Below are 19,344 nucleotides of genomic sequence, written 5' to 3' on the forward strand. Positions count from 1 at the left end.
TCGAGCGGCAGATACCGATGTCCATTCTCGATTCGATCCAGCGTCAGATCCCGCCGATCCACAAGGAGGGCTATCCCTTCATCGGCGGCTTTGCGCTGGCAAGCCTGATCCTGTTTTGGCTGTGGTCGCCGCTGGGCTGGATCGGCACGATCCTGACCGTGTGGTGTGCGCTGTTCTTCCGCGATCCCGTCCGTGTGACGCCGGTGCGCGAGGGGCTCGTGGTGTCGCCGGCCGACGGCCGCGTCTCGATGATCACCATGGCGCTGCCGCCGGCCGAGCTCGGGCTCGGCGACCGGCCGCTGCCGCGCATCTCGGTGTTCATGAGTGTGTTCAACTGCCACGTGAACCGCAGCCCGATCGCGGGCAGGGTGGACCGCATTGCCTATCGGCCGGGCCTGTTCATCAATGCCGAGCTCGACAAGGCGAGCGAGGACAATGAGCGCAACTCGCTGGTGATCTCGACACCGACGGCGCGGATCGGCGTGGTCCAGATCGCAGGGCTGGTCGCCAAGCGCATCGTCTGCTTCGTCAAGGAGGGGCAGGCGATCGGCGCCGGCGAGCGTTTTGGCCTGATCCGCTTCGGCTCGCGGCTCGACGTCTATCTGCCTGTTGGCACCAAGGCGCTGGTTTCGGAAGGCCAGACCGCGATCGCCGGCGAGACCATCCTGGCCGACCTTGCCGGCGACGACCCGAGCCGCGCTTTCCGCGCCAATTAACCAAAAGCCTGTCCCTGGGGGCCTTCGGCCGCAATGGCGGAGGGGGACGCGGCTTGCTATATCTCGCCTTGAGGTGAGGACAGCCATGACGCCCTATGATTTGAGAGATCCCGATGTACGCCGCCGGCGGTTCCGCCCGATCCCGGTGCGGATGCTGGTGCCCAACGTCATCACGCTGCTGGCGATCTGCGCCGGTCTCACTGCGATCCGCCTGTCGATCGAAGGGCGGATGTCGCTCGCGGTCTACGCCATCGTGTTCGCGGCCGCGCTCGACGGCATCGACGGCCGCGTTGCGCGCCTGATCAAGGGCCAGTCGAAATTCGGCGCCGAGCTCGACAGCCTCGCCGACTTCGTCAATTTCGGCGTCGCGCCCGGCCTGATGCTGTATTTCTGGCAGCTGCACGAGCTCGGCAATGCCGGCTGGATCGCCGCGATGGTGTTCGCGATCTCCGGCGGCCTGCGGCTTGCGCGCTTCAACGCCACCATGGACGATCCGAACAAGCCGGCGTTTGCTGCCAATTTCTTCACCGGCGTGCCGGCGCCGGCCGGCGCCATCACGGTGCTGCTGCCGATCTATGTCGCGTTCCTCGATCTTGGCCGCTGGCCCGCGGCGGTGACGGCGGCCTACACGCTCCTGATCGCCTTCCTGATGGTGTCGCGCCTGCCGGTGTTCTCCGGCAAGACCAAGCGGATGCGCGTGCCGCCCGAGCTGGTGCTGCCGGCCTTCGTCGCGGTGATCGTCTTCATCGCGATCCTGATCGCCTATCCCTGGCACGTGCTCTCGATCGGGACGGTGCTGTATCTGCTCTGCCTGCCGCTCGGCTACAAATCCTATCGCGACCAGGCGCGGGCAACCGAAGCCGCTGCGCCCGCGGGCGGCGAGGTGCCGTCGCCGCCGTCGGCGCCGACGCTGGCAAATCTGTCCGACCCGCCGCACGACGACGATCGTCCCGGCCGGCTGCACTGAGCGGACCCACGCGGATATCTGCCATGAGGACGTCCCGATTGGGTTGAGACCCGATCTCGGCTATATCGCCCTGTGCCGGCGGCACCGCGCCAACAGCGGCCGCCAATCTGGGAGAGAACGCCGTGACTGATACCGCGACCGGGCCGCTGCCCGCTTCCGTCCTCGAAGCGCTGGGCCGCTATGACACGCCGACGATCTGCAATGCCATGGAGATCGTGGCGCCCGAACGCCGCCTGATCGGCTACACCACCAAGCAACTGGTCTGCCCGTTCCCCGACCTGCCGCCGATCGTCGGCTACGCCCGCACGGTCGCGATCCGCTCGGTGCTGAAATCGTCGTTGCCTCCTGAAGAGCAGTCGAAGCGCCGCATCGAATATTACGAATATGTCGGCACCGGCTTTGGCCCGCGCATCTCGGTGATCCAGGACATCGACGGTCCCGATGTCGGCTACGGCGCGTTCTGGGGCGAGGTGCAGAGCAATGTGCACAAGGCGCTCGGTTGCCTCGGCGTCATCACCGACGGCTCGATCCGCGACATTCCGCAATGGGCCCCTGGCTTCCAGGCATTGGCCGGCTCGATCGGCCCGTCGCATGCATGGGTGCATGCGGAGAGCTTTGGTGGCGAAGTGCGCGTCGCCGGCATGACGGTGAAGTCCGACGACCTCATCCACGCCGACCAGCACGGCGCCATCGTGATCCCGCTCGATGTCGCCGCAAAGCTGCCGGAGGCCGCCGAGCTTTGCGGTCGCCGCGAGACGCCGATCCTGGAGATCGCGCGCAGCCCCGACTTCTCGCTGGAGAAGCTCAAGGCCGCGCTGAAGCGCTCGGCGGAGATTCACTGAGCGGGCGATGAAACGGCCTACGGCTGCGACGCCGGCCGTAGGCCCTGCTGCTCTGTCAGAAACAGGGCGGCCTGATCCGGCTCGCCGAACACCGCGGCGGCGCATCCGATCAGGGTGAAGCCGCCCGCGAGATCCCACAGCGTGATCTCATCCGTGCTGTCGGAACTGTGAAGCAAGCGCGCCGCAACCACGGCGAAGGCGGCCTCGACGAAGAGCAGCGCGCTGAAGGCCGGAAGTACGAGCTCCGGCGCGAGCAGATGAAACGCCAGCACCGCGGGGAGCGCGGTGAGAAGACTGAACAGCGTCAGCATTGCGATGGCTCCCGCGATGGAGCAGGCCGCAGGGCCATAGGATACTTCATTGTCTCTCGCGGCGGATGTGGCGCAGGGCCGCAGTCGCCTGGAAGCAGCTGACGTCTCGGCAGTTCCTTACGATCCCGGCCCGGGTTCTGGACTGAATTGTCCGAACCGCGGCTCTGTCCCTGCGAGCAGCCGTTGAATGTTGGCGCGGTGGCGGACGATCACGTAGATGCCGCCTGCAATCACGAGTAACCGATAGGGTAGCGGTTGCTCCAGGCCGCAAACGAGGGCGATCGCAGTCAGCGCGGCCATGATCGAGCTCAGTGACACAATGCGAGAAGCAGCCAACACAACGCCAAAGGCGATTGCAGCCCCCAAACCGACTGGCCAGGACATTGCCAGCAGGACGCCGAGCCCAGTCGCAGCGGATTTGCCGCCTGTGAAGTTGAGCCAGATCGAAAGGCTGTGCCCCAACAGCGCGGCAAGTCCAGCAAGGCACACGGCCCAGGCGATCCAGGTTTCCAGATCGAGCGCGGTCGGCGTGACAGTTGGCGATGTCGAGAGCCAACGATAGAACCAGCGGGCGAAGACGATCGCCGCGGCGCCCTTCAGCACATCGACCAAAAGCACGACCAGCGCGGGCCATTTCCCGAGAGTGCGCAACACGTTTGTCGCGCCGGTGGATCTGGAGCCGTGCTCACGGATGTCTATGCCTCGAAGCAGCTTCCCCGCCAGGTAGCCCGTAGGCAGAGAACCGAAGAGGTAAGCGATCGCCGACCCAATCGCACCCGCTATCCAGAAACCCATCAGATTCACCTCGACGCTTTGTATAAGGCAATCGGTCACGGCTGCGCGCTATCGAGCCCATGCCTCGACGCCGGAGACATTATCGCCTGCTGCCGCAATCATGGTTAGTGAAACGTTGAGATTCCTGTCGGCAGCCGGCAAAGCCGGCGTCCCTCAGCGTGCTGCGCCGGTCCGGCGGTCCCGTTCAACTTAACCTTTACGCGGCTTTAAGGGCGGCGCTCTAGGGTTTCCGATGCGGTTCGGGGTTGGGCCGCGCCATCGGCCAGGACGGCCGTTGTTGCGGACGCGTTGGAGTCTCCCATGGATATCATGACGGGCGTTGGGCTCACGGCCGGCATCATCGTCATCACGGCGATGATTTTCATGGGCGGCGACCTCCACATGTTCATCTCCGAACATGCGATGATCATCATCTTCGGCGGCTCGATCTCCGCCACCATGATCCGCTTTCCGCTCTCGGCGCTCCTGCACGGCCTTCCGCTCGGCGCCAAGTTCGCCTTCACCATGAGCCGGCTGTCGGCGCACGACCTCGTCGACGAGCTCGCTCGTATCGCCGAGATCGCCCGCAAGCAGGGCCCGGTCGGCCTCGAAAAGGTCGAGACCGACGAGCCGTTCCTGGCCAAGGGCATCCGCTACGTCGCCGACGGCTACGACCTCGACTTCATCCGCGACAATCTCGAGCGCGACCGCGACAACTTCCTGATGCACCTCGACGAGGGCAGCAAGATCTACCGCGCCATCGGCGACTGCGCCCCGGCCTTCGGCATGATCGGCACCCTGATCGGCATGGTGCAGATGTTCGCCAACATGACCGACCCCTCCAAGCTCGGCCCGTTCATGGCGACCGCGCTGCTCGCGACGCTCTACGGCGCGCTGGTCGCCAACCTGTTCTGTCTGCCGATCGCCGACAAGCTGCACGGCAAGCTGCTGGACGAAGAGACCAACCGCACCCTGATCATCGACGGCATCCTGATGATCCGCGACTCCAAGAGCCCGACGCTCGTGCGCGAAATGCTGCTGGCCTATCTGCCGGAGAAGCATCGTCACGCCGAGGGCGAGCCGGTGCCGGCGTAACGCCCGCCGGGATCTTGCGAGATGGCCAAGAAGAAGCGCGGCGATGCTCACGGCGGTGGTCACGGCTGGTTCGTGACCTTCGCCGACCTGATGGGCCTGATGATGAGCTTCTTCGTGATGCTCGTCGCGTTCTCGACGCAGGACGCCAACAAGCTGAAGATCGTCGCCGGCTCGATGCGCGACGCCTTCGGCGTGCAGAGCGAAGCGCGCTATGCGGGCATCGTCGAATCCGACGGCCTGCCGACGCGCCCGCGGCTGAAGAACGTCGACCACATCCAGCCCGAGGATGCCTCCAACACGCCGACCCCGGACCAGGAGGATCGCGACAAGACCTCCGGCGCGAAGATCAAGGTCGATCGCAATTTCGCGCTCGCCGCGGCCTCGCTGCGCCAGGCCTTGCAGGACATGCCGGAACTAACCGAGATGTCCAAGCACATCATGTTTGAGGAGACCAAGCAGGGTCTTAACCTCGAGATCGTCGACCAGGATGGCCGCTCGATGTTCGCCGACGGCTCCAAGGTGCCGTACGACCGCACCCGCCGTCTGATCGAGAAGCTCGCTATCCCGCTCAAGGCGACGCCGCTGCGCGTCTCCATCGCCGGCCACACTGCGGCCGGATTCGTGCCGACTCGCAGCGACTACGGCGCCTTCGACCTCTCGGCCGACCGCGCCAACGCCGTGCGCCAGATACTCGAACGCGAGGGCCTGCCGCCGTCCCACATCTTCGCCGTCTCCGGCAAGGCGGACACCCAGCCGCTGTTTCCGGACGATCCCTCGCTCGCGGCCAACCGGCGGGTAACCATCACCCTGATGCGCGAAGATCCGCCGCTGCCGCCGAATCTGAAGCCGTAACCCCTTGCGCTACCATTCTACCTGAGGCATCTCGTCGCGCAGGCGACGGCGTGGCTGCGCCGTCACAGCATCTGCCGCTGCGCCTGCTATGTTGTGCCAATTGACACGCGCGCAGGAAGCGTCAAAAGGCGCCGGATCAATTCAAGGGAAGAAGCGTTTTCCACCCTCATGGCGGCGAGCATTACATCGACCGAGGCCCAGGAAGGGCCGGTCAAAACAGGCTTTTGGGCGCTCACGCTCGGGAGCATTGGCGTCGTCTTCGGCGATATCGGCACGTCGCCGCTCTACGCATTCCACGAGGCGGTACGGGGCGCCGCCGGTGGCGAGCCGGTCTCGCGGGTCATCGTGCTTGGCGTGCTCTCGCTGATCCTGTGGGCGCTGTTCATCGTCGTCACCGCCAAATACGTCCTGCTGCTCTTGCGCGCCGACAATAACGGGGAGGGCGGCACGCTCTCGCTGATGGCGCTCGGCCAGCGCGCGCTCGGACGTCGGAGCTGGTTCCTGCTAGCGCTGGGCGTGGTCGGCGCCTCCATGTTCATCGGCGATTCCATGATCACGCCGGCGATCTCGGTGCTGTCGGCGGTCGACGGACTGAAGCTCGCAACGCCTGCGTTCGAGCACTATGTCGTGCCGCTCACGGTCCTGATCCTGGCGCTGCTGTTCGCGGTGCAGAGCAAGGGCACCGCGCTGGTGGCCTCGGCGTTCGGGCCGGTGATGGTGATCTGGTTCACCTGCCTTGCGGTGATGGGCGCCGTCCACATCGCCGACGATCCGACGGTGCTGGCGGCGATCAATCCCTACTACGCGCTGCAATTCCTGTTGTTGCACGGCACGATTGGTCTCGTGACGCTCGGCGCCGTGTTCCTGGCGGTCACCGGCGGCGAGGCGCTCTACGCCGATCTCGGCCATTTTGGCCGCAAGCCGATACAGTCGGCCTGGATGTTCTTTGTGCTGCCCTCGCTGTTGATCAACTATTTCGGACAAGGCGCCCTGGTGCTGTCTGATCCCAGCGCGATCGAACATTCCTTCTATCGCATGGTGCCCGAGAGCCTCGTGCTGCCGCTGGTTGGCCTTGCGACCGCGGCCACCGTGATCGCGAGCCAGGCGGTGATCACCGGCGCCTATTCGCTGGTCTATCAGGCGGTGCAGCTCGGCCTCCTGCCGCGCTTCGAGGTGCGCTACACCTCCGAGACCCATGCCGGTCAGATCTATCTGCCGCGGGTGAACCGGCTGCTGCTGATCGGCGTGATGCTGCTGGTCCTGCTGTTCCACACGCCCAGCAATCTGGCTTCGGCCTATGGCATCGCAGTCTCCACCACCATGGTGGCCGACGGCATCATGGGCTTCGTCGTGATCTGGAAGCTGTGGAATTGGCGCGCCGCGACCGCCGCGGTCGTGATCCTGCCCTTCGTCATGGTCGACATGACCTTCTTCAGCGCCAATCTGCTCAAGCTGCTCGAAGGCGCCTGGGTGCCGCTGCTGTTCGGTGCGGCCATGGCGGGCACGATCTGGACATGGCGGAAGGGCTCGGGAATCCTGATCCAGAAGACGCGCCGGATCGAGGTGCCGCTGGACGACCTGATCCGGAGCCTGGAGAAGAGGCCGCCGCACATCGTCAAGGGCACCGCGGTGTTCCTCACCAGCGATCCCGCCTTCGTGCCGACCGCGCTGCTGCACAATCTCAAGCACAACAAGGTGCTGCACGAGCACAACGTGATCCTGACCATCGAGACCGCGCATACGCCGCGGGTCGATCTCTCCGAACGGTTCCGGATGGAGAAGATCAGCGACAAGTTCTCGAAGGTCCGCCTGCGCTTCGGCTTCATGGAGCAGCCGAACGTGCCCAAGGCGCTTGCGATCGCACGCAAGCAGGGCTGGCAGTTCGACATCATGTCGACGTCGTTCTTCGTGTCGCGGAGGTCGCTGAAGGCGTCGGCCCAGTCGGGCATGCCGCTGTGGCAGGACCATCTGTTCATCGCCCTGAGCCGGTCCGCCAACGACGCCACCGACTATTTCCAGATTCCCACCGGGCGGGTGGTTGAAGTCGGAACCCAAGTGACTATTTGAAAACGCAACTGCTGAACCCATGCGAAATTCGCATGGCGAGGGCCCAGAATCGGGCTAGGCTATGCCGGCAGCGCAGGACTATAAGCCGCGCGCTCTTCCGCCGTTGTGCAGTGAAGCATTTTTAGAGGCCATCGGGCTCTCCCATGACAAGCGACGTAGCGATTTCCGCCCCGGAAACGGCGGCGGCCAATGGGCATGGCGAGGCCCACACCACCGCCGGTTTCGGCGCGCTGACGCTTGGCAGCATCGGCGTCGTCTATGGCGACATCGGCACCAGCCCGCTCTACGCGTTCCGCGAGGCTGTGCTGGCCGCCTCGGGCGCGGAGGGCGCGCCGACGACGGCGGCCGTGCTCGGCGTGGTGTCCTTGATCCTGTGGGCGCTGATCGTCGTGGTGACGCTCAAATACGTCGTGATCCTGCTGCGCGCCGACAACAATGGCGAGGGCGGCACGCTGGCGCTGATGGCGCTGGCCCAGCGCGCGGTCGGCACCGGCGGGGCCACCATCGTCCTGCTCGGCATCATCTCCGGCGCGCTGTTCTACGGCGATGCCGTGATCACCCCGGCTGTGTCGGTGCTGTCGGCGATCGAAGGCATGAAGGACGTCACGCTGACCTTCGAGCCCTATATCGTTCCGCTCACGGTTGTGATCCTGGTCTGCCTGTTCGCCGTGCAGTCGCGCGGCACAGCCCGTGTCGCCGCGTTCTTCGGCCCGGTGATGTGCGTCTGGTTTGCCGTGATTGCGGTCGCGGCGATCGGGCCGGTCATCCGGCAGCCGCAAATTCTGTTCGCGTTGAACCCGCTCTATGCGGTGTCGTTCATGCTCCACCACGGCATCATCGGCTTCGTGACGCTGGGCGCGGTGTTCCTGGCGGTGACCGGCGCCGAGGCGCTCTATGCCGACCTCGGCCATTTCGGCAAGCGGCCGATCCAGACCGCCTGGTTGTTCATCGTGCTGCCGTCGCTGGCGCTGAACTATCTGGGGCAGGGCGCGCTCATCCTGGATGACCCCGGGGCGATCGTGAGCCCGTTCTTCCAGCTGTTCCCGCAAGGCTGGCTGCGCGGCAGCATGGTCGTGCTGGCCACCATGGCGACCGTGATCGCGAGCCAGGCCGTCATCACCGGCGCCTATTCGCTGACGCGTCAGGCGATCCAGCTCGGTCTGCTCCCGCGATTCGAAATTCGCCATACGTCCGAGGCCCATTCCGGCCAGATCTTCATCCCGCGCATCAACCAGCTGCTGCTGGTCGCCGTGATCCTGATGGTGCTGCTGTTCCGCTCCTCCAGCGCGCTGGCCTCCGCCTACGGCATCGCCGTGACCGGCACGATGGTCGTCACGGGAATGATGGGCTTCGTCGTGGTCTGGAAGGCCTGGCGCTGGTCGCCGGTCGCCGCCGCGGCGCTGATCGTCCCGTTCCTGTGCCTCGACTTCACCTTCCTTGCCGCCAATCTGCTCAAGGTGTTCGAGGGCGGCTGGGTGCCGCTGGCGCTCGGCTCGCTGATGATCCTGCTGATGTACACTTGGCGGCGCGGCAGCCGGCTGCTGTTCGAGAAGTCGCGCAAGCTCGAGTTCCCGCTCGCCGACCTCGTCGCGATGCTGGAGAAGCGGCCGCCGCAGCGTGTGCCCGGCACCGCCGTGTTCCTGACCTCGGACCCGCTCAGCGCGCCGACCGCGCTGATGCATAGTCTGAAGCACTACAAGGTGCTGCACGAGAAGAACGTCATTCTCACCATCGAGACCGCGCAGACCCCGCGCATCGATCCGGCCGAGCGCGTCAAGCTGGAGCAGATCTCGCCAACCTTCTCCAAGGTGACGCTGAAGTTCGGCTTCATGGAATCGCCCAACGTGCCGAAGGCCCTCGCCATCGCCCGGAAGCTCGGCTGGCAGTTCGACATCATGTCGACCTCGTTCTTCCTGTCGCGCCGGGCGCTCAAGCCCGCCGCCCATTCCGGCATGCCGCGCTGGCAGGACCGGCTGTTCATCTCGCTGAGCCGCTCGGCCAACGATGCCACCGACTATTTCCAGATCCCGAGCGGCCGCGTGGTCGAGGTCGGAACGCAGGTGACGATCTAGGCCGGGCATCCCGGCCTAGGATTCAAAGCACACTTCAAGTCGCTGCGATTTAGCTTTAACTTGCGCAAGGCAGCTCAAGCCTTTGTAGCGCTTGATTTTCGTCTGCCGAGAGGCGAGGTTGCCGCCCGCCGGGATCGCCCCGGCAAGGACCCCGCGACGTTGGAGGATGATGTGGCAAATCAAGTACAGGATCTGACTCCGGAGGAGGTCTCCAAGGGTGTCGCGGAAGGCCGCTATCTCCTCGTCGACGTGCGCGAGCCGAACGAGGTCGAGGCCGAGGCCTACCCCTATGGCGTCGTGGTGCCGCTCTCGACCTTCGATCCCAAGGCCATCCCCGATCCGCAAGGCAAGGAGGTCGTATTCGCCTGCCGCTCCGGCAAGCGCTCGGTGACGGCCTCGCTGGCGGCGCAGGCGGCGGGCCTGCCTTACGACAAGCATCTGGCCGGCGGCATGCTCGGTTGGAAGGCGGCGGGTCTTCCCAGCAAGGTCGGTGGCTGATCGGCCCGATGTCCAAGAGCTCGTCCCTGAACAAGGTCTTCGCCGACCTTCCTGTCACCATCTTCGAGGCGATGTCGCAGGCCGCGCGCGACAATGCCGCCATCAATCTCGGCCAGGGCTTTCCTGATGATCCGGGCCCCGAGGACATCCGCCGCGCCGCGGCCGACGCCTCGCTGAACGGCTACAACCAGTATCCGTCGATGATGGGCCTGCCTGAGCTGCGCCAGGCGATCGCGACCCATTACGGCCACTGGCACGGCCTCAAGCTCGATCCGATGAGCGAGGTGATGGTGACCTCCGGCGGCACCGAGGCTTTGACGTCGGCGATCCTCGCAGTGGTCCAGCCCGGCGACGAGGTGGTCTGCTTCCAGCCGGTCTATGATTCCTACTTGCCGATCATCCGCCAGGCCGGCGGCATTCCGCGCCTCGTCCGGCTCGAGCCGCCGCACTGGCGGCTGAATGAGGACATGCTGAAAAGTGTCTTCAATTCAAAGACCAAGGCGGTGCTGTTCAACAACCCCTTGAATCCCTCCGCTGTGGTCTATCCGCGCGAGGACCTCGAGCTCCTGGCGCGCTACTGCCAGGAGTTCGACGTCATCGCGATCTGCGACGAGGTCTGGGAGCACGTCACCTTCGACGAGCACAAGCACATCCCGCTGATCACCATCCCCGGCATGCGTGACCGCACCATCAAGGTCGGCTCGGCCGGCAAGATCTTTTCGCTGACCGGCTGGAAGATCGGCTTCGTCTGCGCCGCGCCGCCGCTCTTGCGCGTCGCCGCCAAGGTGCACCAGTTCCTGACCTTCACCACCGCGCCGAACCTGCAGGCCGCCGTTGCCTACGGTCTCGGCAAGTCCGACGACTACTTCCTGTCGATGCGCAAGGACCTGACGCGGAGCAGAGACCGTCTCACCAAGGGCCTCGAAAGCCTCGGCTTCCCGGTGCTGAAGTCGCAAGGCACCTACTTCCTCACCGTCGACCTGTCGCCGCTCGGGCTGAACGAAAGCGACACCGAGTTCTGCTGGCGGATCGTCAAAGACTACAAGGTCGCGGCGATCCCGGTCTCGGCGTTCTACGAGCAGGACCCGGTGACCTCGGTGGTGCGCTTCTGCTTTGCCAAGAAGGACGAGACCCTCGACACCGCACTGGAGCGGCTGTCGGACGCGGTGCGTGGACGCAAGAGGTAGATTTGAGATGACGAACGTCAGCCGCTCGCGGTTTCGCCTCGGTCTTGCAATCGCCGCCGCGCTGACGTTGCTCTCCGCTCCAGCGGGAGCCGAGGAACGCGTCGTCAACTTCTACAACTGGTCCAACTACATGGCGCCGGATGTCCTTGAGGCCTTCACCAAGGAGACCGGCATCAAGGTGGTCTACGACACCTTCGATGCCAACGAGACGCTGGAGACGCGCCTGATGGCCGGCAAGTCCGGCTATGACGTCGTGGTGCCCACAGCCTATTTCCTGCAGCGCCAGATCAAGGCCAACATCTTCCAGAAGCTCGACAAGTCGAAGCTGCCGAACCTTGGCAATGCCTGGCCGATGGTGACCAAGCATCTCGCGACCTACGACCCCGGCAACGATTTTGCCGCGAACTACATGTGGGGCACGACGGGCATCGGCTACAACGTCGCCAAGGTGAAGCAGATCCTCGGACCCGACGCCAAGATCGACAGCTGGGACATCGTCTTCAAGCCGGAGAACCTCGCCAAGTTCAAGGACTGCGGCGTCCACATGCTCGACTCCGCCGACGACATCTTTCCGGCGGCGCTGAACTATCTCGGGCTCGATCCGAACTCGACCAAGCAGGCGGACCTCGAGAAGGCCGCCGACGTCGTCGCCAAGGTTCGGCCGTCCGTGCGCAAGTTTCACTCGTCGGAATATTTGAGCGCGCTGGCCACTGGCGAGATCTGCTTCGTGGTCGGCTGGTCCGGCGACATCATGCAGGCCCGCGCCCGCGCGGCGGAAGCCAAGAGCGGCATCGAGATCGGCTACGCCATTCCGAAGGAGGGCGCGCAGATGTTCTTCGACAATCTCGCGATCCCCGCGGATGCCAAGAACGTCAAGGAGGCCTACGAGCTGATCAACTATCTCTATCGCCCCGACGTCGCCGCCAAGAACTCGGACTTCCTGTCCTACGCGAGCGGCAACCTCGCCAGCCAGAAGCTGGTCGATCCAAAAATCCTGAACGACAAGAACATCTATCCGGACGAGGCGACGCTTTCAAAACTGTTCGTCATCACGGCGCGCGAGCCGGCAACGCAGCGCATCATCAACCGGCTCTGGACCAAGGTGAAGACGGGGCGGTAGTCGGCTCGGGAACCAGCCCGGCAAACCAAATCCGCAAAACAACCCCTTGCACAGTAGAAGCGCCATCTGCGGGTCACCGTCGGTGACGGCGCCTAAGTCACGATCCGGGCTGGCCTAATCGACACGCGGGCGCAACACCGCGCGCAGCGCCGCTCACCACTCATAACGCACCGTTCCCTTGCCCGTGTAAGTCTGCGTGCTCTGGGAGAACTCACCCTCGACCGTGCCTGCGAGCGAGAGACCGCTCTTCCATTTCATCTCCGCGCGGCCGCCAACGAGTGCGGAGTCCGCGGCAGGCTGCGCTCCGTTGACGGTGAACGCCGCGCCGGGGAGCGTCTGGAAGGCCGCGCTGACGAGCCGGTTGGTGTTGGTGTCGTGCGCCCAGGCGAGGCGGCCGCGCAAGGTCAGCACGCCGTCGCTGACCAGGAAGCGCTGGTCGGTGCGAGCGCCGAGCTCGGTGCGGACATTGGTGGTGTCCTGCGCGGTGTAGGAGAGCGCGAACTGGTTGCTGCCGACGATCGCGGTCTCGCCGTAGCCGGGGAGGTGGAAGGTGGTGACTTGCACCGCTGCGTAGGGCGTCACGCCGAAAGTCGAGGCGGGAATCGGTGCGAAGCGCCAGCCGGCTTCCAAGCGGCCGGAGAAGGTGCTGGCCTTGAAATTCGCAGTCAGCTTGTCGGTGCCTGAGACCGTCACGGTGCGGTCGGTGGTGACGTCCTGCCAGCCATAGGCCAGCGCTGCCGAGAGGTAGGCCGGCCCGAATGTGTGGCGCCCGTAGACGCCGGCCTGGAACAGATCGGCGCGGCCGCCGCCGAGACTGTCCGACAGCGTAAAATTATAGCCAGCGCCGCCGAGGGCGAAGCCAAGCAGCGTGTTCGGGGAGACGCGATAGTCAGCGCCCACGACGGTACCGTAGATGCGGCTGCTTGTGGTGGTCGAACCAGCCGCGGCGTTGCCGTTCAACGTGCTGGCGCCGCCGTAAGCAGAGGCCCAGACGCCCCAGCGGCGGTCGATGACATCGCCGCTTGCATCGCGCGGCGTCACCGCGGCGTAGGCCTCGCGTACTCTTGCGTCGTTCGGTGCGGTCGAAGCGTAGCCCAGCGTCCCGCCATCGCCAGCGCTTGCGCCGCGCTCGCCATCCGCGCCGCCGCCAAGCGGATCGAGCATGCCGACGAACTGCTGCATGGCGTTGAACGAGGCCTGAGTGCCGGCGGCGCCTGGCTGTCCCGAGACCTGGCCGAGCGCGCCGTTGAGCTGCGGCTGGCCCATGTTGAGCAGCGCATCGAAGCCGGCCGGCGGCGTCCCGCCGCTTGCGACGGCTCCGTTGATGGCGCCGGCCACGTTGCTCTGGTTGGCGCCGGTGCCCGCCGGCAGCGCGATCGTACCGGGATCGAGCACGAGGTAGACGTTGTTGAGGTCGTAGGTGAGATGCGGATTGCGCGTGGGGCTGAAGCTGCCGCTCACGCTTAGCCCGGCGAACTGCGTTCCGCCAAAGCCGCCGGTCGCATTGAGGATGGTGTAGGTCTGGCTCCGGAAGCTGCCGGGAATCGCTACCGCCTGCACGGTGGCGCCGGTGAGCGTCGCGGTGCCCGAGACATTGGTCCGGTCCACGGCAGCCGTGGAGACCTCGACCCGGTAGAAGCTGCCGGCACTGAAGGTGAGGCTGCCGCTGACGGTGAGGGTGCCCACGGAATTGCCCGGCGCCAGCGTGCCGCCGCTCGCGATCGTCGTGTTACCGACGGTGCCAGCACCGCCGAGCGTGCCGCCGCTGTTCACGGTGACGCCGCTGGAGGACGCGATCGAGCCGTTCACCGCCAGCGTGCCGCCGTTCACGATCGTTGCGCCGGTGTAGGTGTTGATGCCCGAAAGCGTCAGCGTGCCGGTGCCGACCTTGATCAGCGATGTTCCGGTGTTGTGTGCGTCGCCGGTGAGGACGCCGGTGACGGTGGTCGACAGGTTGTTGCCGCCAACCGTCAATTCCTCGCCGTTGAGGTTGAAGTGGCCGTCGCCGGCGATCGAGCCGGCACTGATTTTGCCGTCGCTGCCCGGGCCGGGGGTGTTGAAGTCGATGACGGCGCTGGAGGTGGTGTTGACGAGCTGCGCGTTGCCGGCCGTGGAGTTGCCGTCGAACAGCACATTGCCGCTGTTGTGGATGGTCGCGCTGCCGGCTGTGGAGTTGCCGTAGAACGTCAACTGCGCGTTGTTGGCGATATCAGCGCTACCGGCAGAGTTGTTGAGGAACACCAGCGTGCCGGCGGATACCGTCACGCTGGAAAATGTGTCCGCGCCGGTCAAGGTCAGCGTGCCGGCGCCGGACTTCGTCAGCGCGCCGCCGCTGAGAGTCTGGCTGACGGTGAAATTGTTGGCGGCGTTCGCAATGTCGAACGTGCCGCCTGCTGCGCCCCAGTTGATGGTGCGCGTGGTGGCGGTGAATGCCGTGCCAGTGACCTGCAAGGCGCCGCCGTTGAAGGTCAGGCTGCCCGCGAGGTCGCCGAGATTGGCGTCCGATGAGACGCTGACCGTTCCGCCGGCGAAGGTGGTGCCGCCGGTATAGGTGTTGGCGCCCGACAGCGTCAGCGTGCCGGTACCCGTCTTCACCAGCGAACCGCCGGTATCGCCGCTCGCGCCGCCATCGGCGATCACGCCGCTGACGGCGGTCGACAGATTGTTGCTGCCGACCGTGAGCTCGTTGGCACCGAGCGAGAAGGTGCCGTTGCCGGCGATCGAGCCGGCGCTGAGCTTGTGGTCGCCGTTCGGGCCGGTGCTGCCCGAGAAATCGAAGACGGCATTGGCCGCGTTGTTGATCAGTTGCGCATTGCCGGCGGTCGAGTTGTCCTGGAAGGAGGTCGTGCCGCCGGCATTGTTGGTAATCGTCGCGCTGCCGGCGGTGCTGCTGACGACGAAATTAATGGTGTTGCTGTTGGTGATGGAGGCGTTGCCGGCCGTGGAATTGTCACGGAAAACCAGCAAATTGGACGTGGTGATGGCCGCGCTGCCAGCCGTGCTGTCGTTGTAGAAATACAGCCAGCGATTGTTGGTGAGAGTAGCGCTGCCTGCCGTGCTGGTGTCGTTGAAAGACAGCCAATTGTTGTTGGTGATAGCAGCGTTGCCGGCCGTGCTGCTGCCGTAGAAATAAAGGTAGGCGCCGTTGGTGATGGTTGCGTTGCTGGCCGTGGCGTTTCCTTGGAAAATGGCTCTGCTGTTGACGCTGTTGGTGATGTTTGCGCTGCCCGCAGTGCTGGTATCGTTGAAATACAGGTAGTTGTTGTCGCTGGTGATCGTCGCGCTGCCCGCCGAACTCGAATTGTTGAAGTAGACGTTGCCTGTGGCGCTGTTGGTGATTGTCGCGCCGCCAGCAGTGCTATGGTCGTTGAAATTCAGGGAGGCATTGTTCGTGATCGTGGCGTTGCCGGCCGTGCTATTGGCGTAGAAAAACATATTGTAGTTATTGGTGATGGTTGCGCTGCCGGCCGTGGCGTTGTCGAAGAGAGAGAGCAGGCCGCCGCTGCCGTTGGTGATAGTCGCGCTGCCGGCCGTGCTGTTGCCGACAAAAGATATGCCCCCGTTGTTGGTGATGCTCGCATTGCCCGCTGTGGCGAATCCAGCGAATCCGAGCCCGCCGAAGGAGCTGTTGGTGATGGAGGCGTTGCCGGCCGTGCTCGTGTCGGAAAAATAGAGGGTGCTGCTATTTGAGATGGTCGCGGAGCCGGCGCTGTTTGCGTTCTGGAACACCGTGAGACCGGCGTTGGAGATGTCAGTGATGCCGCTGGTGTCGGCGTTGACGACGCTGAACCTGCCGTTGGCGCCAACGTTGACGGTCCCCACAATGGAGCCGACGCCGCCGGCACTGCCGAGTTGCAACAGGCCGCCGTTGACCGTGGTGCCACCGGTGTAAGTGTTGGCGCCGCTCAGGATCAGCGTGCCGGTGCCCGTCTTCACGATTCCGAACGCGCCGCCGGTTTGGCCGATGGCGCCTGCCTGGGTCGCGCTGCCGGTCGTGACATCGAGCGTTGCGCTGCCGCGAAGGTCAATCGCATTGCCGATGGCGATGCCATCGGCATAGGCTACGGTCCCGCCGTATATCGTCAGCGCGCCAGTGCCGACTGCATTGTTGTTGGCAAGCCCCAGCGTCCCCGCGCTGAGCGTAACGCCGCCTCCGAACGTGTTGGAAGCCGACAGCGTGAGCGTGCCCGTGCCGATCTTGACCAGCGACCCGTCGACTATTTGGCCGGTTACGACGGTCGACAGATTGTTGGAGCCAACCGTCAGCTGGTTGCCGCCAAGGTCGAATACCCCGCTGCCCGCGATCGAGCCGGCTGTGAGGGGGCCGGTCGTGAAAAACTCGATCTGACTGTTGTTGTTGATCGTGGCATTGCCGGCCGTGCTGTTGCCGTAGAACGCAAGGTCGCTGTTGACGTTGAGGGTGGCGTCGCCCGCGGTGCTTGAACCGGTGAACGTGGACGTCGAAAAGCTGACGTTGTAGTTGATCGTGACGCTGCCGCCATTGACCGTGATTCCGGCGCCCGTGAAGTTCAACTGGCCGCTGACGTCAAAAACGTAGTTCGCGGCGCCGGCATTGAACGTCCAGCCGCCGACGCTGGCGCTCGAGATCGCCAGGCTGGTGGTATTGGAGGTGCCGAACGAGGCCGTGCCGACAGGCACGAAGCCGCCGTCCCAGTTGGCGCCGTTGCCGTAATCGTTGCTGCCGGGCGAGGTGAGCCAGGTGCCATTCGCGGCGGCGCGCGAGGGCGCGGACGGTAGCGCCCAGGCCAGGCCCAGCGCCGACGACGTCAGCAGGGCGGCCCGCAGGTGGCGGGTCGCTTTAAAATAATCTTTCCCCGTCCTCACCACTTCCCCCAACACGCGGTCCGAGTCCTCGACCGGATTCATCGCATCGGGTGGGGATTGGTGTCCTGATAAGGGGTTGGCCAGTTTCTGAAAGTTTCTGATATTTGCGCTTCAGACCCGATTTCCGGGCATTTTCGGCAGACTTCCGCTATATGGGCCACCTTGAGAGACGTTTTGGGGGATCACTTGCTTCGTTTCGCCGGCTTCGAGCTGGACCTGCCGCGCGCGGAGCTGCGCGGTGCCGATGGCACGCCGATCAAGCTCCGGCCCAAGACGTTCGAGATGCTTCGGCTCTTTGCCACCAGCGGCGGCCGGGTGCTCAGCAAGCAGGAGCTGATGGAGGCGGTCTGGCCGAATGTCCATGTCGGCGAGGACAGCCTGTTCCAATGCATCCGAGAGCTTCGGAACGCGCTCGGCGACGACCGGCGGCAGTTGATCAAGCTCGCCTCCGGCGGCGGCTACCTGCTGGCGGCGGAGGTTGAGGCTGCGCCCGAATCCGGCCCGGTGCAGGCCGAGCAGGCCCGGCCGGACCCGGGCGACGAGGTCGCGCCCCTGCCGCCGGCCGAGGCTGCTGTGCCGCCCGTGAGGTCGCGGCGCGCGATGTTCGGCTTGAGCCGGCAGGCCACGGTCGCCGCCGTGGCCGCGCTCTTTGTGATCGTCATGGGGCTTGCGGTTGCCGCGCCCGTGCTGAAGCCGGACCTTCTGTTCAGGCGAACGCCGCCGCGGCTCGCGGTGATGCCGATCGCTGATGACAGCAACGACCCGCGTGGCGCGGCGATGGCGGCAGAGGTCACCGGTCGTCTGACGGATGGCTTTGCCAAGATCCAGAACATCAGCGTGGTTGCGCCACGCATGGCGGCCAGGAGCGGCGACGGCACTGCTGCATCCGCCGCATCATCCGATTACGAGCTGCAGGGTGAGTTGCAGCATGGCGATCGATCCTGGACGCTGCGCGCGCGTATCGTCAAGGCCGCGACCGGCGAGGTTCAGTCGGTCGTTGCAGCTTCGGTCGCCGCGGACGATGCGGACGCGCAACTTGCGCAGTCGCGGCTCGTTGCCGGCGTCGGTCATGTGCTCGCGCGCCGTCTCAACGAGATTCTGGAGCCGAGCGGATCGTCATCTGCGAGCCGCAAATCCTCGGTCGGCGGCGACAAGGTGGCCGTCGAGCAGGCGCTCGCCTCGATCAACCAGACCACGCGCGAGCGTTTCGGCGCGGCGCAGGCCATGCTGCAAAAGGCGCTCGCTGACGATCCTGACAATCTCGACATCGCGGTCGCGCTCGCCTCGCTGCAGATGCGCGGCATCCAGATGGTCTGGTTCGGCCCGGAGGAGGCTGCTGCGGTCGAGGGGAGGGCCAATGCGACGCTCGAGCAGGCATTGCGGTCGAAGCCGAATTCGATTCCGGTGCTCGAGGCCACTTGCCGCTTCCTCAGCGCGACCAACCATTTCGTCGAAAGCGTTGTCACCTGCGCCAAGGCCTTGAGCTTCGATCCGTGGAACGGGTCTGCGCTCTATCTGATCGGATTGGGCCAGATCTATCTCGGCCGCTTCGAGGATGCGCTCGCGACGTTCCAGCAAGCCGATCGCTACGACACGCCGCCGGCCTCGCGCTGGACCTGGCTGCTCGGCGTAGGCACGGCGCATGCCTTGATGGGCCGCTACGAGGAGGCGCTGCCGTGGCTGCAGCGTTCGATCGCCATCACGCCGGGGACGGGCCGCTCGCATTTCCTGCTCGCTGCCGCCTATCAGAGAACGGGCCGGGCCGAGGAGGCGAAGGCCGCGATCGCGGAGGGGCTGCGCTTGCGGCCCGGCACGAACAGACAAAGCGTCTGGCCGCCGATGAAGAACGCAAGTCCGATCTGCATCGCAGCCTGGGAGCGCGTCGTGCAGGCCGAGGTGGATGCTGGACTGCCGGAGCAGTGAAGTTCTGCGTCATTCCGGGATGGTGCGTAAGCACCAGACCCGGAATCTCGAGATTCTCAGGTGCGCAATTGCGCA

At 65.2% G+C, this 19,344-nt stretch carries 14 protein-coding genes; 11 read left to right on the forward strand and 3 right to left on the reverse strand.

Features of this window, described 5'->3' with window-relative positions:
- Nucleotides 1-17 precede the first annotated feature (17 nt).
- The 3 genes from WN72_RS19860 (at nucleotide 18) to WN72_RS19870 (ending at nucleotide 2,525) form a co-directional block, all read left to right on the forward strand.
- Nucleotides 18-716, forward strand: coding sequence for a phosphatidylserine decarboxylase (locus tag WN72_RS19860; RefSeq protein ID WP_092216437.1), 699 nt, complete (start codon nucleotides 18-20; stop codon nucleotides 714-716).
- 85 nt (nucleotides 717-801) lie between these two features.
- A complete protein-coding gene (locus WN72_RS19865) occupies nucleotides 802-1,683 on the forward strand; it encodes a CDP-alcohol phosphatidyltransferase family protein (RefSeq protein WP_092216438.1) in 882 nt (293 codons plus the stop codon).
- Nucleotides 1,684-1,805: 122 nt separating this feature from the next.
- Entirely contained in the window at nucleotides 1,806-2,525 is a 720-nt protein-coding gene (locus WN72_RS19870; RefSeq protein WP_027557272.1) for an RraA family protein, read from the forward strand.
- A gap of 17 nt (nucleotides 2,526-2,542) precedes the next feature.
- On the opposite strand, the gene WN72_RS19875 is transcribed toward WN72_RS19870, so the two are convergent.
- Both WN72_RS19875 and plsY read right to left on the reverse strand, forming a co-directional pair.
- A complete protein-coding gene (locus WN72_RS19875; protein ID WP_027557273.1) occupies nucleotides 2,543-2,836 on the reverse strand; it encodes a hypothetical protein in 294 nt (97 codons plus the stop codon).
- A 117-nt stretch (nucleotides 2,837-2,953) separates the two neighbouring features.
- Nucleotides 2,954-3,631: a glycerol-3-phosphate 1-O-acyltransferase PlsY gene (gene plsY, locus WN72_RS19880; RefSeq protein WP_092216439.1), complete on the reverse strand. Its 678-nt coding sequence runs from the start codon at nucleotides 3,629-3,631 to the stop codon at nucleotides 2,954-2,956.
- 300 nt (nucleotides 3,632-3,931) lie between these two features.
- Between plsY and WN72_RS19885 the strand changes: the two genes are divergently transcribed.
- The 7 genes from WN72_RS19885 to WN72_RS19915 all read left to right on the forward strand — a co-directional run bounded on the left by WN72_RS19885 (nucleotide 3,932) and on the right by WN72_RS19915 (nucleotide 12,501).
- Nucleotides 3,932-4,705, forward strand: a complete 774-nt coding sequence (locus WN72_RS19885) for a motility protein A (RefSeq protein ID WP_018645542.1) — start codon at nucleotides 3,932-3,934, stop codon at nucleotides 4,703-4,705.
- 21 nt (nucleotides 4,706-4,726) lie between these two features.
- A complete protein-coding gene (locus WN72_RS19890) occupies nucleotides 4,727-5,557 on the forward strand; it encodes an OmpA/MotB family protein (protein WP_027557274.1) in 831 nt (276 codons plus the stop codon).
- A 168-nt stretch (nucleotides 5,558-5,725) separates the two neighbouring features.
- A complete protein-coding gene (locus tag WN72_RS19895) occupies nucleotides 5,726-7,624 on the forward strand; it encodes a potassium transporter Kup (protein ID WP_167380845.1) in 1,899 nt (632 codons plus the stop codon).
- Nucleotides 7,625-7,767: 143 nt separating this feature from the next.
- A complete protein-coding gene (locus tag WN72_RS19900; RefSeq protein WP_027557276.1) occupies nucleotides 7,768-9,696 on the forward strand; it encodes a potassium transporter Kup in 1,929 nt (642 codons plus the stop codon).
- Nucleotides 9,697-9,867: 171 nt separating this feature from the next.
- Nucleotides 9,868-10,194 (forward strand): rhodanese-like domain-containing protein, encoded by a 327-nt coding sequence (locus WN72_RS19905; protein WP_027532212.1) that lies wholly within the window; start codon nucleotides 9,868-9,870, stop codon nucleotides 10,192-10,194.
- Nucleotides 10,195-10,202: 8 nt separating this feature from the next.
- Nucleotides 10,203-11,381, forward strand: coding sequence for an aminotransferase (locus tag WN72_RS19910; RefSeq protein ID WP_092216441.1), 1,179 nt, complete (start codon nucleotides 10,203-10,205; stop codon nucleotides 11,379-11,381).
- Nucleotides 11,382-11,388: 7 nt separating this feature from the next.
- On the forward strand, nucleotides 11,389-12,501 hold the full coding sequence (locus tag WN72_RS19915) for a polyamine ABC transporter substrate-binding protein (protein WP_027557278.1): 1,113 nt from the start codon (nucleotides 11,389-11,391) through the stop codon (nucleotides 12,499-12,501).
- Nucleotides 12,502-12,654: 153 nt separating this feature from the next.
- On the opposite strand, the gene WN72_RS19920 is transcribed toward WN72_RS19915, so the two are convergent.
- Entirely contained in the window at nucleotides 12,655-17,346 is a 4,692-nt protein-coding gene (locus WN72_RS19920; protein WP_167380846.1) for a beta strand repeat-containing protein, read from the reverse strand.
- A gap of 186 nt (nucleotides 17,347-17,532) precedes the next feature.
- On the opposite strand from WN72_RS19920, the gene WN72_RS19925 reads away from it, so the two are divergent.
- The gene (locus tag WN72_RS19925; RefSeq protein ID WP_092216443.1) at nucleotides 17,533-19,269 is read left to right on the forward strand and encodes a tetratricopeptide repeat protein; all 1,737 of its coding nucleotides are present in this window, start codon (nucleotides 17,533-17,535) and stop codon (nucleotides 19,267-19,269) included.
- Nucleotides 19,270-19,344 lie beyond the last annotated feature (75 nt).

This window comes from Bradyrhizobium arachidis (genome assembly GCF_015291705.1).
Classification (GTDB): Bacteria; Pseudomonadota; Alphaproteobacteria; order Rhizobiales; family Xanthobacteraceae; genus Bradyrhizobium; species Bradyrhizobium arachidis.

What these genes read in the sequence shown, in the direction of transcription:
- plsY (WP_092216439.1), bottom strand. Translation starts at nt 3,631, where the DNA reads ATGGGTTTCTGGATAGCGGGTGCGATTGGGTCGGCGATCGCTTACCTC.
- WN72_RS19915 (WP_027557278.1), top strand. Translation starts at nt 11,389, where the DNA reads ATGACGAACGTCAGCCGCTCGCGGTTTCGCCTCGGTCTTGCAATCGCC.
- WN72_RS19860 (WP_092216437.1), top strand. Translation starts at nt 18, where the DNA reads ATGTCCATTCTCGATTCGATCCAGCGTCAGATCCCGCCGATCCACAAG.
- WN72_RS19900 (WP_027557276.1), top strand. Translation starts at nt 7,768, where the DNA reads ATGACAAGCGACGTAGCGATTTCCGCCCCGGAAACGGCGGCGGCCAAT.
- WN72_RS19910 (WP_092216441.1), top strand. Translation starts at nt 10,203, where the DNA reads ATGTCCAAGAGCTCGTCCCTGAACAAGGTCTTCGCCGACCTTCCTGTC.
- WN72_RS19865 (WP_092216438.1), top strand. Translation starts at nt 802, where the DNA reads ATGACGCCCTATGATTTGAGAGATCCCGATGTACGCCGCCGGCGGTTC.
- WN72_RS19890 (WP_027557274.1), top strand. Translation starts at nt 4,727, where the DNA reads ATGGCCAAGAAGAAGCGCGGCGATGCTCACGGCGGTGGTCACGGCTGG.
- WN72_RS19895 (WP_167380845.1), top strand. Translation starts at nt 5,726, where the DNA reads ATGGCGGCGAGCATTACATCGACCGAGGCCCAGGAAGGGCCGGTCAAA.
- WN72_RS19885 (WP_018645542.1), top strand. Translation starts at nt 3,932, where the DNA reads ATGGATATCATGACGGGCGTTGGGCTCACGGCCGGCATCATCGTCATC.
- WN72_RS19875 (WP_027557273.1), bottom strand. Translation starts at nt 2,836, where the DNA reads ATGCTGACGCTGTTCAGTCTTCTCACCGCGCTCCCCGCGGTGCTGGCG.